Annotated in this window: 16 protein-coding genes; 7 read left to right on the top strand and 9 right to left on the bottom strand. The window is 39.4% G+C overall.

Annotation, left to right across the window (positions count from 1 at the left end):
- Positions 1 to 20: 20 nt before the first annotated feature.
- The 7 genes from IHV10_RS17100 to IHV10_RS17070 form a co-directional block, all read right to left on the bottom strand.
- Entirely contained in the window at positions 21 to 1,472 is a 1,452-nt protein-coding gene (locus IHV10_RS17100; RefSeq protein WP_197132289.1) for an MBOAT family O-acyltransferase, read from the bottom strand.
- A gap of 124 nt (positions 1,473 to 1,596) precedes the next feature.
- Entirely contained in the window at positions 1,597 to 2,991 is a 1,395-nt protein-coding gene (locus IHV10_RS17095) for an AMP-binding protein (protein WP_197132287.1), read from the bottom strand.
- Positions 2,984 to 3,232: a phosphopantetheine-binding protein gene (locus tag IHV10_RS17090; RefSeq protein ID WP_137791400.1), complete on the bottom strand. Its 249-nt coding sequence runs from the start codon at positions 3,230 to 3,232 to the stop codon at positions 2,984 to 2,986. The genes IHV10_RS17095 and IHV10_RS17090 overlap by 8 nt, the downstream gene beginning before the upstream one ends.
- 537 nt (positions 3,233 to 3,769) lie before the next feature.
- Positions 3,770 to 5,146 carry a 23S rRNA (uracil(1939)-C(5))-methyltransferase RlmD gene (gene rlmD / locus IHV10_RS17085; protein WP_197132688.1) on the bottom strand — a complete coding sequence of 459 codons (1,377 nt, stop codon included), beginning with the start codon at positions 5,144 to 5,146 and terminating at the stop codon, positions 3,770 to 3,772.
- A gap of 119 nt (positions 5,147 to 5,265) precedes the next feature.
- Positions 5,266 to 5,670, bottom strand: coding sequence for a DUF1259 domain-containing protein (locus IHV10_RS17080; RefSeq protein WP_197132284.1), 405 nt, complete (start codon positions 5,668 to 5,670; stop codon positions 5,266 to 5,268).
- A 144-nt stretch (positions 5,671 to 5,814) separates the two neighbouring features.
- Positions 5,815 to 6,279: a GNAT family N-acetyltransferase gene (locus IHV10_RS17075; RefSeq protein ID WP_197132281.1), complete on the bottom strand. Its 465-nt coding sequence runs from the start codon at positions 6,277 to 6,279 to the stop codon at positions 5,815 to 5,817.
- 79 nt (positions 6,280 to 6,358) lie between these two features.
- Positions 6,359 to 7,264: a diacylglycerol kinase gene (locus tag IHV10_RS17070; RefSeq protein ID WP_144704382.1), complete on the bottom strand. Its 906-nt coding sequence runs from the start codon at positions 7,262 to 7,264 to the stop codon at positions 6,359 to 6,361.
- Positions 7,265 to 7,631: 367 nt separating this feature from the next.
- Between IHV10_RS17070 and IHV10_RS17065 the strand changes: the two genes are divergently transcribed.
- The 6 genes from IHV10_RS17065 to IHV10_RS17040 all read left to right on the top strand — a co-directional run bounded on the left by IHV10_RS17065 (position 7,632) and on the right by IHV10_RS17040 (position 12,506).
- Positions 7,632 to 7,844 (top strand): hypothetical protein, encoded by a 213-nt coding sequence (locus IHV10_RS17065; RefSeq protein WP_197132279.1) that lies wholly within the window; start codon positions 7,632 to 7,634, stop codon positions 7,842 to 7,844.
- Between the two features lie 49 nt (positions 7,845 to 7,893).
- Positions 7,894 to 8,724 (top strand): sugar phosphate isomerase/epimerase, encoded by an 831-nt coding sequence (locus IHV10_RS17060; RefSeq protein WP_197132277.1) that lies wholly within the window; start codon positions 7,894 to 7,896, stop codon positions 8,722 to 8,724.
- A gap of 129 nt (positions 8,725 to 8,853) precedes the next feature.
- Positions 8,854 to 9,672 carry an ABC transporter permease subunit gene (locus IHV10_RS17055; RefSeq protein WP_197132275.1) on the top strand — a complete coding sequence of 273 codons (819 nt, stop codon included), beginning with the start codon at positions 8,854 to 8,856 and terminating at the stop codon, positions 9,670 to 9,672.
- Positions 9,669 to 10,589, top strand: coding sequence for a hypothetical protein (locus tag IHV10_RS17050; protein WP_197132274.1), 921 nt, complete (start codon positions 9,669 to 9,671; stop codon positions 10,587 to 10,589). Before IHV10_RS17055 ends, IHV10_RS17050 begins: the two co-directional genes overlap by 4 nt.
- A 14-nt stretch (positions 10,590 to 10,603) precedes the next feature.
- Entirely contained in the window at positions 10,604 to 11,584 is a 981-nt protein-coding gene (locus IHV10_RS17045) for an ABC transporter ATP-binding protein (RefSeq protein ID WP_197132271.1), read from the top strand.
- Positions 11,577 to 12,506 carry an ABC transporter ATP-binding protein gene (locus IHV10_RS17040; protein WP_231619601.1) on the top strand — a complete coding sequence of 310 codons (930 nt, stop codon included), beginning with the start codon at positions 11,577 to 11,579 and terminating at the stop codon, positions 12,504 to 12,506. The genes IHV10_RS17045 and IHV10_RS17040 overlap by 8 nt, the downstream gene beginning before the upstream one ends.
- Before the next feature lie 51 nt (positions 12,507 to 12,557).
- Here IHV10_RS17040 and IHV10_RS17035 read toward each other — a convergent pair whose 3' ends face one another.
- Positions 12,558 to 13,052, bottom strand: coding sequence for a hypothetical protein (locus IHV10_RS17035; protein WP_197132268.1), 495 nt, complete (start codon positions 13,050 to 13,052; stop codon positions 12,558 to 12,560).
- Positions 13,053 to 13,154: 102 nt separating this feature from the next.
- Here IHV10_RS17035 and IHV10_RS17030 point away from each other — a divergent pair, with 102 nt between their 5' ends.
- Positions 13,155 to 14,117, top strand: a complete 963-nt coding sequence (locus tag IHV10_RS17030) for a hypothetical protein (protein WP_197132265.1) — start codon at positions 13,155 to 13,157, stop codon at positions 14,115 to 14,117.
- A 74-nt stretch (positions 14,118 to 14,191) separates the two neighbouring features.
- Here IHV10_RS17030 and IHV10_RS17025 read toward each other — a convergent pair whose 3' ends face one another.
- Positions 14,192 to 17,275: an efflux RND transporter permease subunit gene (locus IHV10_RS17025; protein WP_197132262.1), complete on the bottom strand. Its 3,084-nt coding sequence runs from the start codon at positions 17,273 to 17,275 to the stop codon at positions 14,192 to 14,194.
- Positions 17,276 to 17,348: the final 73 nt, after the last annotated feature.

Here is a 17,348-nt window from a genome sequence, read left to right as displayed (position 1 = left end):
TACACATGGAAGTTGTTGTATCAAAATCCACCATAAACAAATCCATTCTCTGTAACACCTAATATAAGAACTGAAAAAATAAGAAAAATATAAAATGCCAATCTAGTAAATGTGGAGCGCTTTGATAGAAATTCCCATGCAGAACCATTGTTTCTTTCTATATATTGAAACAGTTGTAGAATAATAAAGAAAAAAATAAAAAGTAACAGATCAAATAACGGAAAAATTTCAAAAGCTTTAACCATTCCCACCGGGCTCCAAGAGCTGATGCTCAAGAAAAGTTTTGCGTGATCAAATGCTTGTGCTACGGTATCCGATCGAAAAAAAACTCTAGAAAAGCAGACTAGAAGGAAGGTTATTGCAATCTTCAACCACCTATGAAGCACTGGAGTTCTATCCAATCGAATAAACGAAGCCATACTTTCACGATAAGATTTCGTTGCATCTCCAAACACGCGATAAAACCCATGAATGAGACCCCATAATACAAAAGTCCAAGCGGCTCCGTGCCATATGCCGCTTACTAAAAAAGTAATCACAATGGCAAAATAAATTTCGCTTCTCTTCTTTTTCCTCTTACCTAACGGGAAAAAAATATAATCCCTAAGCCATGTGGAGAGCGTTATATGCCATCTACTCCAAAAATCTGCAATCGAAACGGCAAAGTGCGGCTGCTTAAAGTTTTCAGTTAAATTGATTCCCAACATTCTGGCGCTACCAATGGCAATGTCACTGCATGCTGAAAAATCAGCGTATAACTGAATCGAGAATAAGATAGTAGCTAGTACGATTTCAGAACCAGACGGGTTAGGACTATCGTAAACACTAGCAACGATTGGAGCTAGTCGATCTGCAATCAATGTCTTTTTAAAAAAACCCCATGCGATTCTCTTCATTCCATATACTAAATTTTCATAGTTTAAACGCTGTTCGACTTTCAATTGTGGAATTAATTTTTTGGCACGTTCAATCGGCCCTGCAACCAGTTGTGGAAAAAATGCAAAATAGACCGAAAAATAACCATAATGTCTTTCAGCTTTTTGCTTTCCATAGAAAATATCCACAAGATAACTTACAGCCTGAAATGTATAAAATGAAATGGCTAATGGCAGAACAATCTCTTGGTAGGGTATCGCATAATTCCAACCCATGGATGTCGCCAACGACCGAAGCGATTCATTCACAAAATTAAAATATTTAAACCAACCAAGAAAAAACAACAATACAGAAATACCAACGATCATGGCTTTTTTCTTCTGTTTTTTGGTCTCCTGTTTTTCAATGAAAATTCCAGTGAAATAAGTAAAAGCTGTGCTAATTAACAGTAATAGTATAAATTGAATACTTAAACTAGCGTAAAACACATAACTTGCAACCAATAAAAGAACCCATCTCAATCGATGGGGGATTATATAATTCAACAAAACGGTTATTGCGAGAAATAGAAGAAACTCAATTGATATAAAAGTCATTCAATCACCTGATAAAAAATTACCTTATATTTTTTTCTGATAAAACGAACTAGAAAATATGCATAAATGGCATTGCAACACGTTGAACAGATGGTGGTCGGTCATAAAAATCACCAACTATAAATTAGCCAAGTTTAGGGAGGTTTGAATAGAGGATTTTTCCAAAGTGATTCCGTGGGATTTCCTCAATTCTCATAATCTTAAAGCCCTTCAAGTTTAATTTTTCCTTGACTATTTTTTTTATCTGAACATAATCATCTCTTAATGTGTAGATATACATTTGGTCATCACTTCCAGCACAGATACAATCGTGGCCATGCTCATGTAAAAACAATTCTACATCATCAAGACTGATGCGGTTTCCATACACTTTTATCATTCTTTTAATGCGTCCTGATATGAAGAAATACCCATCCTCATCAAAGTAAGCCATATCTCCTGTACGCAAAACACCTTTATTCTCATCTTTTTTAGAAAGATCGAATAACGACTCAGCATACCCTAAGGAAACATTAGGCCCTTTGTATATCAATTCACCTGTCAAATGAGGTGCTGTAATTTTGTTTCCCTTGTCATCTTGAATGATTAGCTCTCCACCTGGAATAGCAATACCGATACTTCCTGCTTTTTCAAGATTTTTCTCATAGGGTAGATAGGTCATCCGGGCTGTCGCCTCCGTTTGACCGTACATGGTAAAAAACTGAATCCCTTTCTGATTACACACATTAGCAAATTTGCGAGATAGCGTTTCGTTCAATTTGCCACCTGCTTGAGTTAGTTTTTTTAAACTTGGCAGACTAAGCTCTTCAAACTTCATCCTGTCAAGCATCTCATACACAAAAGGAACTCCACCAAAAGTTGTGACTTGCTGTTCCTTACATAAATTCCAAAAATCCTTACTCATTATAGAAGCCCCCGTTACAACGACGGTGGCTCCACATACGAAATGGCTGTTAATAATTGAAAGCCCGTAGGAGTAATTCATTGGTAGTGTAGTGATCGGTTTTTCGTTTTCATGGATATCAAGGTACTTTGCTATTGATACAGCGTTTTCAAAAATATTTTCATAGCTTAAACGAACAAATTTGGGGCTCCCCGTACTTCCAGAGGTTGTTAAGAGTAAAGCAAGATGTTCATGAAGATTATGTTGAAAATGGGTAGGACATTTATATAATGTGTAATCTCCATATACAAAGGAAGAATCCATTGTCTTTGAGAGATCTTGATTATTACTAGTTGCCCAGATGTATGCAGGCTTATAAAGATGAACCAGTCTTCGTAACCGATCTATATGGATGGATGCATCCAAAAGAACGGGGACAACGCCACCTCTAATAAAGCCCACGTAACCAAATAAAGACTCTTTATTATTTGAGCACAAACAAAAAACGAGCGTTCTTTCACCCACATTACCGCAGATGGCATCCGATATTTCTACCATTTCTGAGTATGAATATTCTCGGTCTGCATATACAGCTGTGCGGTTCCCAAACTGCTCCATTTTTTTGAAGTTATTCATTAATAATGTTCACTCCCGAACGTTCCAATAGCTCAATTCCAGACTGGTAAGAATTGAATTCCGTCATCCATTCTGAATCTAATGAGACATCAAATGCATCCTCAATCTCACAAATGAGCGCCATATGTGCGATTGAATCCCATTCTGCTGATTCTGCTAAGACTAAATTCTCAACTACTTCATCTTCCTCTAGTTCCAACACATTAATAAAGGCATTTCTATATTTTTCGATGTTCCTCATCATTTACACCCTTTCATTTGAAGACCAAACAAGTTCTATATACCTAACCAAATCTCCAGAAACTTCGGAGATTAAAATTTTTCTGTCAAAGTTACTACAAACTACGGGATTGTTAGTAATTATTAAAAAGAACTATACAACATGTACAAACTATTATTGCGTTTCTTATTGATAATAATTATCATTCCCAAGCATGATTCTAGCATATCGACTTTTGAAAAACAATAACACTTGCAAACTGTTAAAATTAGGAATGCACCATCTACTTCAGCCCTAACTGTGACACACATTTCGTGAGCAGTCTGCAAAGTCATCTTCACAGTCAAAATAAAAAAAGAAGTGAGCCCTCTTGAAGGCTCACTTCCTGTAATTATTAATACTCATTTTCATTCATTTACAATCTGGTCACATCTTGCCCACACTGCTGATACGTTCCCTTCAAAACAATGCCAAAGTCATTGTCTTTATCTCTACGGCATCCTTACAATTCGAACAGTAAGTATAAAAAAGTAATAGATAGCCATTTTTATTTTTTAATTAGTTAAGCTCAAGCAACGCAACAGCTTCAACATGCGTCGTCTGAGGAAACATATCGACCGGCTGGACTTTCTGCGTTTTAAATCCACCATCTTCAAGTACGCGCAAATCACGTGCTAGTGTAGCTGGGTTACAGCTCACATACACAACACGCTTCGGTTTCATTTCAATGATGGTTTTTAATAATTCCTCGTCACAGCCTTTTCGTGGTGGATCCACGACGATCACATCTGGCGTGATGCCTTGTTTTTTCCACTCGGGAATCACATCTTCTGATTTACCAACAGCAAACTCAGCGTTATGGAGATTGTTTAACTCCGCATTGCGGCGCGCGTCCTCAATCGCTTCTGGTACGATTTCTACGCCGTACACTTTTTTCGCTTTTTGTGCGAGGAACAGTGATATTGTCCCAATTCCGCAATACGCATCGATGACCGTCTCATCACCATTTAGTTCCGCATATTGTAACGCTTGATCATAAAGCACCTTCGTCTGGTCTGGATTGATCTGATAAAACGAACGCGCTGAGATGGCAAACTTGATGTCGCCGATAAAATCGTAAATATATTCAGCACCCCAAAGCACGCGTGTTTCTTCACCAAAAATCACGTTCGTACGTTTTGAGTTCACATTTTGAACGATTGATTTAATCTCAGGTAGTGCTTTTCGGATATCTTCTACTATCTTCTTACGCTGCGGCAGGTCTTGACCGTTCGTTACGAGTACGATCATTAAATCACCTGTCGTTTTCCCGTATCGCGCAATGATATGACGAAGAATACCTTTATGTTTTTCTTCATTATAAGCACTGATGTTATACTGATTCACGATTTCTTTCACAGCTTGTACCGCGTCGTCGTTCGTATCCCCCGTGATAATACAGCTATCCATCTCTACGATCTCATGGCTACGCTTTTGGTAGAAACCTGTGATGATGCGGCCGTTGCGTTCACCAACTGGCACTTGCGCTTTATTGCGATAACGCCAAGGTTCTTCTCCCATGCCAAGTGTTGAGAGAACGGGAACGTCTTCTAACTTTCCGATTCTCGCTAGAACGTCTTCTACAAGCTTTCGTTTGTATTCCAACTGTCCTTCATAGGATAGATGCTGAAGCTGACACCCTCCACACCATTTATAGATCGGACAAGGTGGTTCAACACGTTCAGGGCTCTCTTCGATCAGCTCTTCTAAACGACCAAAACCGAATCCTTTTTTCACACCTACAACCTTGATCTTCGCACGCTCGCCAGGCAATGTATTCGGCACAAACAAAGTAAACCCATTTACACGAGCAACTCCTGCTCCTTCATGGGTTAAATCCACTATATCTACTTCATAACTTTCATTTTTATGAACAGGCAAATCAGCCTTTGTCATTGTCATCGTCCCTTTTTGTCTCTTATGCTTTTCTGATTGTAGCATAACTGTTAGTGGACACCAAATGCTTACATAAAAAAAAACGGACCACCTATATGTGGCCCAGACGTAAGAATTTTTTAAGAAGAAGGGTAACTCGATAAATAAGAAAAAGAACGGCTTACCTTTTGAGCAAAATTTAAAGGCGGTTCAACGGATTGAACATGCATGTACATAATCTGCGGATTAACGTATAGCCAGTGATTATGAAGCGCACTTACAATGAGCCCCTGCTGAACAACGGCATACATAAAACGTGGTATTTCTTCCTGTAGAACAGCAATTTCTAATAGGTTCAAAGCATTTCCGCTTTGATCCAAAGACTCAAACGATACCCCTACTGGAAGTACCGCTTTACTTGGTTTTCCTTGCACAGTAGCTGAAAACGTACGGTGCAGGGAGACCGAACACACACCTTGGTGATTTTGTGAACGACCATTTAATATTTTGGCAAACTGCTCGCACAGATTCTGGTTGCTATCCATCTTCTAAAAACTCCTTTGGAAGAAAAGGAATATGAAATAGAGCGTTATGCCCCCTGAAATCTATTTTACTTTTCAACTTACAAAGCTATGACAGGTCTTTTTATGATTAAATAGATGTCTTTTATGGACAGCTGTATCATTAAATTAGCATCCGTATTCCATTTTGATAAACTCAAATTCACTACCGTTTGTAGCTTGCATAAAAGTCTTAATTTCTTTAAAACCCATTTTTCCATAAACGTTTATCGCTCTTTGATTAAATGTCGCTACAGATAATGTTATTTTTTTTGGTTTGTATTCACTTTTCACAAACTCTATTCCTGATTTCAGAAATTTGAAGCCTATACCTTTACCCGTTAAGTCTGGTCTCATTCCTAAACCAATATCATATATCCGTTCATCTGCTTTATTCACGCTAAAAAAACCAATTAGTTCATTATTATTAAGGACTGAATACACAGATTCCCCTCTCTTTTCTTGGTTAATAAATTCTGCTAAATCATCTCTATCTGACTCCATATTATAGAATGAATACTCTCCATCATAGTGCCATTGAAACGCAATCTCCTCAGCTTGTTCTTGAGTAATAACCTGAAATAGGTAAGTCATAAACATCTCCCGTTACTCATTTTTTAATAAAAAAGAACACTCAGCAGATTTTGCTTCAGTGTTCTTTGACATGGTTGGTTTAAGGTTTAAGTCGCTCTTTTGGTACAAGCAATTCAAAATGATGGTGTAGATTTTCAAACTCACCTGGAAGGATGCCTCCTAGCTCTCCATCTAGGTTGATCTGCATCTTTTCACGAGGCGTTACTTTTACACGCTTCGCCTTCTTGTAGATCACATGATCATCATGAATGTGTTCCCCACGGATCGCAAGAGATGCAATACGTACAAATTCTGCAAGATTCGTTTTCTTTAAGATGATTACATCAAAAAGACCGTCATGGAATTCTGATGATGGAGCAAGTTTCTCAAAGCCTCCAACTGAATTTGTGTTAGCTACTAAGAAGAGCATGATCTCGCCTTCATATTTTTCTTTATCATCGAATTCGATCTCAACAAATGTAGGACGAATCGACGGCAACATCTCAATTCCTTTTAGGAAATACGCCAGCTGTCCAATCATCGTCTTCAGTTTGCTTGGTACTTCATACGTTAGCTCTGTTATACGACCGCCTCCTGCGATGTTGATGAAGAACCTGTCGTTTACTTTACCGATATCAACAGGCATATGTACACCACCGCATAGAACGTCACAAGCTCCTTCAATCGTGCGCGGCACACCTACTGCACGTGCAAAGTCATTCGTAGTTCCCGCTGGAATGATTCCTAGCATGGGGCGATCTTCAAGTCCTGCTAATCCATTGACCACTTCATAGATCGTTCCGTCTCCACCAGCTGCGATAACGAGGTCGAAACCTCTTTCCCCTGCTGCACGTGCAGCGCGAGTCGCGCAACCTTCTTCGGGTGTTGTTGCATGACATGACGTTTCATAACCTGCATTTTCAAGTCTGTCTAGAATATAAGGAAGCTGTTTTTTTACCGTTTCTCTTCCCGAACTTGGATTATATATTAGTCGAGCTCGTTTCATATCTTTCACCTTCATTGTTTGACTTCTTTTAAAAGTTTTAACCTAAATTTGTTTGTTGTATAACTGCAAAAAACAGCCCACTGCCGGACTGCTTCTGTCGATTCCTCTTATATTATAGTGATACCTGTCTTAAATTGCAAAGCAGTTATCTCCCAGTATGTGTTAAAATTGTGTCTAAATTGTAGGGGGTCTGTCCCGGGGTCAGACCCCGGGACAGACCCCTTAAAGGATTTCTTACATTTTTTGTAGAATTATACAATTAAAGCAGCTTAGGGCCTGGACAAGCTTCATCTCTTTCTTGATTCGCATATATAAGGAATAACAACATACGGTAACGAGTAACAACACAATTTAAGGAGGTGCTTCTATGTTTTGGCTATACATTTTAGGACCTATCGCCGCGGTGACTTTACTAGCCGCAATCGTCAACTGGAGAACAAGGCTAAAGTACAGAAGGTATAACTACAAATACGAGCTTGAAGAGCATGTTAGTGATCAAAACAAGATCAATAATGCAGCAGCCTGGAATGCATCCCAACATAATCACCACTCGGGTGGTAGCGGTGGTGGAGGATTTTAAAAGACAGGATCTCATTTCCTGTCTTTTTTATATTATCTAGGAGGTTAAGATGACACATACAATCGGCATTTCTGGCAGTACCATCATGTCTGATGAAACAAAATTCAACGATCTGTTTCGAGTTCATGAGCAGATCACACATATTGAGATTGGAGAATTCGAAAATGAAGATGCCTTTCAAAGGTTTCTATTACTTCTAAAGAATAGCAACAAAACCTTTGGCATCCACTCTCCCATCTATAGAAACGGAAGTAAATATGATTTATTAGAGAAGTTTCAATATACACCTGAACAAGCATGGACCTTGTTCGAAAAGGAAATTCAGCGTCTCGTTGAAATAGGCGCTCAGTATATCCTTGTTCATTTCCCTTATTTTCAGGGCTGCGCATGTAATCCCGATACGTTAATTGAGCAGGGTCTGAAACGATTATCTGAACTACAGCAAACATACAACTTGCCGATCATCTGCGAACCAAAGCTCGGATTGGATAAATCGCCGAAAGGAATACAGTACCTAAATGCTTTTCCTATCACAGTATGGGAAAAATACGGACTGAAGCTGTGCATTGATATTGGTGATTACCTATTAGCTGCAGATGAAAAGGCTCTAAACATGATTCAGAAGTGGAAAGATCACATTAAAGTTGTCCATCTACACAACATTGAATATCTGGATGACAAATACATATGGGTTCCTATCCATCCATCACATGAAGATAACGGACAACATTATTCCCTTAAGGAAATCCTCCACGTTTTATCAAGTTATCCCGATCTTATTTGGATATTCGAACATACACCGCACTCAAATCCTTCTGAAATATTTATTCAAGAAGGAATCGACTGGTTGGCAAAAGAGGTTTTACTGAAAAAATACTGAGGATTTCCATTCAGTATTTTTTTGTTGGAAATTTAATACATAATGCTATTCAAAAGACATGTCAATTCGTTTACAATTATTACATACAGATTATTCTGTCAACTACAGCTACAAAAAGAGGTGTAATAAATGAACTTTTCATTTACAAGTTATCTGAAGAGGCTTCGGTCGATCTTAATCGGCGTTTTGATCATCAGTTTTCTTCCTTCTATCTTCTTTGGCATCGCACCACTTCAAAGCATGAAGCTTTGGGAGTACACCATTGAGAATCGAAAATATAGTCTATTTCCGGATATTTTTGATAAGTTTTTTTACTCGATGACGATTTTCTTTACAGCACTACTACTAGGTCTCCTAGTAGCGTTATTGCTGACGTTCTTAGCGACACTGCTGCCAAGACCATTAAAACGCGCTGTCTATGGATTTTTAACACTATTAGAATCATTACCCGATCTTTTTATCGTTATCGCGCTACAAGTTTCAGCAGTATATATCTTTAAGAAGACTGGATTATTAATAGCGAACGTTTCCGGCGTCTACGACAACCGCATCTACTTTTTTCCGATTCTAACACTCTCTGTCCTGCCAACGATTCAACTCTTTAAGATTACCTTTCTACTAATGAAAGAAGAGCAAAACAAACCATACATAACCGTAGCACGAGCGATGGGACTCGGAAACCTCTACATCACGCTCAATCATGTGTTCCGTAATATTATGACGAGTCTCTTTCAATATTCCAAGACCATCTTTGTTTTCATGCTTTCGAACTTATTCATTCTAGAATACGTCTTTAACTTGAACGGAATCATGACCATCATGCTGAACACGCAAGGTGTTTCGTTTATCATAACGGTCTTGTTTATCGCGATTCCTTTCTCCTTCCTGTTCGAGGTCATGGAATCTTACCGCGGAGGCTTAAACGTTCAAAAGGAGGATGCAGCATGATCGTTCGATTGCTTAAACAGCCGCAGTTCTTAATCGGGTTTCTATTTATCGTGAGTTTAATTTTATTAAGCTTTATTTATCCATCTCTCATGGATGTTCAAAAGGAATCTAAGTTTTTATATGACGAGAATGAAGTCATCGTTGGTGTTGCTCCTTTCTCACCGAAAGACATGCCTCCTTTTGGAACGGATATGAACGGAAAGCACTTATTGTATCTTGTTTTAGAAGGCGCAAAGTATACGATCCTGATCACTTTAATCATTGCTTTTCTTAGAATTTTCTTCGCCCTTTTCTTTTCCTTGTTTCATAGAAAATCGAAGAGTACGTTCTTTGACGATATCGTACAAGCCACACTCTATATCCCAACTGCTATCTTAGCTTATATGTTCATGGTTCCGCTCTTTGTAAAAGACGCTACTGAACCGATGGGCATGATGACTCTGATTGTCGTGCAGTGCTTGATTCTCGTTGGTATTGGTGTACCGCCTTTAGTATCAACGTTTTCTGAAGAGATACGCTCTATCCTAGCAAAAGACTATATTGTTAGCACCTTTTCATTAGGATCGAAAAAGCCATATGTCTATTACAAGCATGTCCTGCCTGAACTGAGCTCAAAACTCCTGCTTTTATTTGCTCAGCAAGCCATTCAAACATTAATTTTGTTAGCACACTTAGGTGTTCTTGCTGTTTTTATCGGTGGATCTAAAACAGTGATGATGGGTGATATCTTTAACTTAACGCCAGCCACCATATCATTAAGCGGCGAATGGGCTGGTATCATCGGCCAATCATATCAGAAGCTCTTAACGGCTCCTTGGATTATTTTAGTGCCACTATCATTCTTTGCTTTTATGATTTTCTCGATCAATCTCATGATACAAGGTATACAGAATAGCCTCGAATCCAACAAATCATAAGTGAGGTGTGAAACATGTCTTACAGACTTTTAGAAATAAACAATCTAAACATAGCTTTCGGCAGTGGAAAGAACGTATTTAATGCGGTTACTGATTTAAGTCTCTCCGTCAGTAAAGGACAGACTGCCGCTCTTATCGGCGAATCAGGTTCTGGAAAAAGTGTCACTTCTCTTTCAGTGTTAAAACTTCTACCAGCCAATGGTCGAGCAGAGTCAGGCTCGATCCGTTTTGACGATAAAGAAATTTTGCAGATGACAGAAAAAGAGATGCAAAAAATACGAGGCAATGAGATCTCCATGATCTTTCAGGACGCGATCGCCTCACTGAATCCTGCTATGAAAGTGGGTATTCAGATCACGGAAGGCTTGAAATATCATAAACAGATAGCAAAATCAGAGCTTAGAACCGTGGCACTCTCTCTTCTCGAACAAGTAGGTTTTCATAATCCTGCACACATATTTGATCAATATCCCTCTCAGCTATCAGGAGGCATGAAACAACGTATCTTAATTGCAATGGCCATATCCTGTAGACCTAAACTGATAATTGCGGATGAACCAACGACCGCGTTAGACGTAACGATTCAAAGGCAGGTATTGGATTTGATCGCTGATTATAAAATACGTGAAGACGCTTCTGTTTTAATGATCACACATGATTTTGGTGTAGTGGCAGAATATGCTGACTGGGTGTATGTCATGTTTGGAGGAAGAATCGTAGAATCAGGAGATGTGTTTACGATCTTTAATAATCCCATCCACCCTTATACAAAAGGCTTGATCGGCTGCATTCCAAGTTTGGAGAGCGAGAGCGAGCGTTTAAAGAGCGTTTACGATTATTCGTTTGAAGAAGCAGGATATAAGGGAAGAAAATTCGCACCAGAGACTTATTCCATGGAAAGCAAAGTTTATCATGCTCCGTCTTCTCTTATCGAAGTGGAACCTGGGCATTACGTTCGTCTATTTGATGAGAGCGAGGTGACGATCGTTGGATAAACACTTGATAACCATCCAAAACCTTTCTAAGTATTTTATGACGAAGACAGGAATCCATAAAGCAATCGATGGAATTACTCTCGATATTTTTAAGGGCGAAACATTAGGTATTGTTGGGGAGTCAGGATCTGGTAAGACGACCCTTGGCCGAACGATCATGCGATTATATAAACCCGAGCACGGAAACATTATGTTTGATGGTCTGGATATCACACATATGCCCGAAAAAAAGTTGCGGCCATACCGTAAAGAATTTCAAATGATCTTTCAAAATCCTTATGAATCACTCAGTCCTCGTCTAACGGTCGGGGAAATTTTAGAAGAACCGCTTGTTATTCAGAGGATGTTAAGTAAAGAAGAGCGTACGAAGAAAGCTTACAATCTATTAGAAAAAGTCGGATTGCCGAAGACTTCTTATCTAAAAAAGATCCACGAGTTCTCCGGTGGGCAGCGTCAGCGGATTGGAATCGCTCGTGCATTGATGCTAGATCCTAAGTTTATTATTGCAGATGAACCCGTATCAGCGCTCGATGTATCTGTTCAAGCACAAGTGTTGAATCTATTAAAAGATCTTCAGTCCGAACTTGATCTAACCTGTTTGTTCATCTCACATGATCTTGGCGTTGTTCATTATATGAGTGATCGAGTTGCCGTCATGTACCTTGGCCATCTGATCGAATTGGCCCCAAAAGATGAATTGTACCGAAATCCGATCCATCCTTATACGAAATCTCTTTTATCATCCATTCCGATCGCAGATCCTGAGCGTCGAAATGCATACAGAGAACCTATCATTCTGCCAGATAAACCGCTCTATCCGCCACAGTTGATTCATGTTGGTAACGATCATTACGTATCTGCGAACATGATCAATATTAAAGAGTTTGAGATTGAGAATAATAGAAACCTCATTCGTAATTGAGCAAATGAAAAGAGACTGCTTTCTAAGCAGTCTCTCTTTTAAACTGAATAATTATTTTCGCAAAATCACAAACATACTCACGCTCATTGCTCCTATAGTAAAAATAGACGCAATGATCACACCAATCCATACCATGAATAGATCGTCTCCTGGATAAGCGGGTTCACGTGTTGCATAATACCAAAAAATCCACCCTAAGAAAAAGAGAAAAAACGTGCTTCCGATGACCGCCATCCTCACTTTATCCTTCCACGATCCTCTCCACACTTCAGAAAATAGCATCCATGTAAAAAGACTGAGCGGTATGCACAGGCATAGCCCCACCATAGCACCGTAAGGCAGAAAGAAAAGAATTACAAAAGCTAGTGCGAATAATGCAGCGTTCGCAACAAATAATGTTATACCTGCTTGCCAGTAGTTCGTACTTAAAGAACGACTCTTTAATTTATGGGTAATGTTTCTTACAATCCCAACAGTGGCAATATCTCTTTGTTTAATTATGAGGATTAACGTAAACAAGATTCCAGCTAACAATAAAACCGTCAAAAAAACACCCACTTTTTTACAATAAATTCATCTTATATTATCATTAAAGTAGAGAACTAGAATATAGCTATTTGGTAGGAGACGTAAAAGGAGGCGCCATAGATGTTTAAACTATTTTTTTTATTTTTTGCCATAGTCGTAATTGCTCCCCTTGTTATTAAATTCACGACTAAACCGAATTATCAAAAGGTGGCAGAAAAAACTGAACTTCCACCGAACTTAGGTATTCGTGAAGATTTACATTTACAAAAAAGTGTAAGAAACATGGAGAAAGCTCTCCCTCGTGAGTTTAAAGAAAAAATAAAACGCAGATATCTTTCAGAGCACCCGAAGGCAACAGAAGCGTACTTTGAGGTTGTATATTATGAGCTTCAACGCTTCTTTATCATGTGTTCACTTTTAAATAATGTACCGATGTTCAGTAAAAAGGTGGATGACATCTGGCACGAGATGCTGATGTATACGAAGGAGTATGAAAAATTTTCTGCTGAACTATGTGGTGAGCATATTCATCATGCTCCGAATGATGTTGTAGAACCCGATCCACATGGAAGAGCTTGGTTTGATCTTTTGTACGCAAAACTTTTTACATTTACTGATTTTACACATATCGCTTGGGGTAGTTTCTTTCAAAATCCACTTCACAACGGATTTTTACAGGAGCTTAATTCACTATCTATTGAAGAGTTAAATAAAAAATACTTCAGAGAAACAGCAGATAAGGATACTGTTACAGCTCTGCTTACGAAAATCAAAGGAGATATAAAGCGTGTATCCCATGATAAAAATCCTTATACAGGATTAAAGGTTTCACCATACTCCATAGATAGTGCACCGATCTTAGCTGGTGCGATGCTTTATTATTCCTATCATCATTATGAAGACTATGACATGCACATGGCAAAATTGAGTCCCGCTTCTAACTATTACTCAGGTAACACAACAGCTTGCGGAAGTGGGTGTGGCAACCACCGTGACGACAATGGCGGACATGATAGCAGCTGTAGCAGTGACAGCGGGAGCAGCTGTGGAAGCAGTTGCGGCAGTGGATGCGGAAGTAGTTGATGCAATAGGTAGATTCTGCACTAAATACAAAAAGCCCTGTAAGTGACTAAACATCACTTTGCAGGGCTTTCTTCTTAATTCTCTTCTACTTCTTTACGATTCTTTTTAAAAATTTTGGAGAGGACTTCATACACGATTGGCACGATGATCAGCGTTAATAATGTAGAACTTGCTAATCCGCCGATTACGGTAACGCCAAGACCTTTAGAGATCAGCCCGCCGCCACCTGAGCCAACTGCTAACGGAATCAATGCTCCGATCGTTGCGATAGCCGTCATCAGGATCGGACGAAGTCGTGTAGCACCAGCCTCTAAAATCGCATCACGCATACTCATTCCTTCACGTTCCATGTGAATGATTCGGTCTACGAGTACGATGGCATTTGTTACAACAATACCGATCAACATCAATAGCCCCATCATTACGGATACTGAGATGGTTTCACCTGCGATCAATAAACCTACAAACGAACCAATCACAGCAAATGGAAGTGAAAACAGGATCGCAAACGGTGCAACACCTTCACGGAATGTTACGACAAGTATGAAATACACGATCGCGATCGCCGCAAGCATAGCCGCTCCAAGCTGTGTGAAGGTTTCGTTCATATCAGCCTGAACCCCCGCCACTCCAACTGTAACTCCTTTTGGCATATCCAGTTTATCGATGTCTTTTTGGACTTCCGAAGTTGCTTTTGACATATCATCGCCAATTGCCTTACCAGACACCGTAGCATAATACTCCCCTTTACTTCGGGCAAGGGTATTCAGTGTTGTTCCTTTTTCAACCGTTACGAGCTCAGATAACGGCATTGTCGTGCCAAGAGCTGTTGGAACCTGTCTTGCTAAAATATCGTCTACGGACTTAGGTTGTTTCGTTTGCTCCTGCTGAACGATAACGTCTAGTGTATCTCCGTCTTTTTCAATCGTCGTTAAGACTTCATCCGCTTTCATCGGATTCAGCATCATCACGATCTGACCTGTTGTTAGTCCGTATTTTAGAATCTCATTTTGATCGACGTTAAACGTATGCTCGACGAACGCATCCTTTGCGCTTGACGAAACATCTTCTAACTGATCGTTCTTGTTCATGGCTTCTTCTGCCATCTTCACCGCTTTATTGAGTTTATTCAGATCTTCACTGTAGAACGTATAGCTGACTTCGTTTTCAGCTCCTGTTGATGCAGCGAAGTTCTGACTCTTCCATTCTCCTGATTGACCAATGTCAGCGACATAGTCTTCTATTTCATCCCGCACTTCTGGGAAGTTCTCCATTTCCGGATCAAAGATGAGGTACATGAGTGCCCCGCCTTCTCCGCCGCCGGCCATAGCCATCATCGGATCTGCGTTATCTGATACAGAGATTTGAACGATATCAATATAATCGCGTTTTAGCATCTTCTCTTCTAGAGCTTCAACGTTCTTCAAAGTTTCTTCCTTCAGTTCCCCAGCTTTAGGTGTGTATGTTAAATACATTACTTTGTCTTCTTCACTGCCCATGAAGCTGAAACCGATAATAGGCGTTAAAGCTAAACTTCCTGCAAGTAAAAGAACCGCCAAAATAGATGTGATAATTTTATGATTAAGAGATTTATTAAGAATCCCTCTATACCATTTTGCTAATTTACCAGTTTCCTTATGGCTGCTTTCTGTCTTTTCGCTATACAGCTTCTTTTTAAACAAAAAGTGTGATAACACTGGAACGATTGTTATAGCAACAATGAGTGATGCTCCAAGCGCAAATGTCATCGTTAACGCGAACGGCGCGAACAGTTCGCCTACCATACCACCCACAAAGATAAGCGGAGCGAACACCGCAACCGTTACGAGTGTGGAAGAAAGGATCGGCTTAAACATCTCAATCGTTGCTTCTCTAATTAACGCACGTCCGTTTAATTTTTCTTCTTTCAAATGCAAACGTCGATAAATATTTTCGACAACAACGATTGAGTCATCGATTACACGGCCGATCGCAACCGTAATCGCCCCTAGTGTCATGATGTTCAACGTTATATCCATCCAGTTGAGCACAAGTAGCGCCATAAAGATGGAAACCGGAATAGAGATGATTGAGATAATTGTTGATTTAAAATCACGAAGGAATAACAGAATGATCAGTACCGCGATCAAACCACCAAACAAAGCTTTTTCAATCATGGTTGCGACTGAATCTTCAATTGGTTTTCCTTGGTCGAGTGACACATCAATAACTAGACCGTCTACTTTAGATTTCTCTTCTTTAATCAGCTCTTTTACACCATTTACAACATCAACCGTGTTGGCTTGCTGTTCTTTTACGATTTGAATGGCGATCGCTTCATCTCCGTTTGTTCGGGAGACAGATTCCACTTTACCTACCGTTTTAATATCAGCAATCTCACTAAGCTTTACAAAAGGTGTTGGGTTAGTTGCAGATGGTGTTACCGGGATCATCATGTTCTTCAGTTCATCTGAAGTCATGAACTTTCCATCAACGGCAACTGCTTCTTCCCCTTTTTCAAACTCATACAATCCTAATGAAACAGCCATGTTGCTTGCTTGAATCATTTCTTTTACTTTATCTTCTGTTAGATCAAACTGTTTCAACTTATCTTTTTTATATGTAAGATCTACCTCTTCGATATGCTGACCCGTAATCTTAGCGGATGCCACACCATCGATTTTCTCGATCTTAGGAAGAATGATCTCTTCAACCGTTGATGTTAATTCAACGATATCCTCTTTCGTACTACTTACACTAAGTGCCGCAACAGGCATCATATTCATACTGATTGCTGTCACAGTCGGTTCCTCAGCTGTTTCTGGCAATTCGACTGCATCTAGTGCAGATTGGAGCTCACGCTTTGCTTCGTCCATGTCTATCCCGTATTCATATTCCACTTGGAGATTAGACATGTTTGAATAAGAATTTGAATAAACGGCTTTAACATCTTCAAGCCCTTCAACCGCTTTCTCGATCGGCATCGATACGTCTTCCATTACTTTCTCTGGCGTAGCTCCAGGATAAACGTCCATCACCATCAAGTAAGGAATCGAAACATCCGGAATCGTTTCCATATTCATACGTGTTCCTGAATAAATACCTGAGACTGTTATAATAATGGTAAGCAGCCATACAGCTAATTTATTCATTAAGACAAAATTAACTAAACCTTTCATTCATCCACCAACCCCTAATTGACTTATCCAACTCAATTATTTATACTAATGACTGATTGGTCATTTGTCAATG

Origin of the sequence: Fictibacillus sp. 5RED26, from assembly GCF_015903895.1 — a bacterium.
In the GTDB taxonomy this organism is placed as follows: domain Bacteria; phylum Bacillota; class Bacilli; order Bacillales; family Fictibacillaceae; genus Fictibacillus; species Fictibacillus phosphorivorans.
Note: the sequence above shows the minus strand (reverse complement) of the source record. Positions and strands in the feature narration are given on the sequence as shown.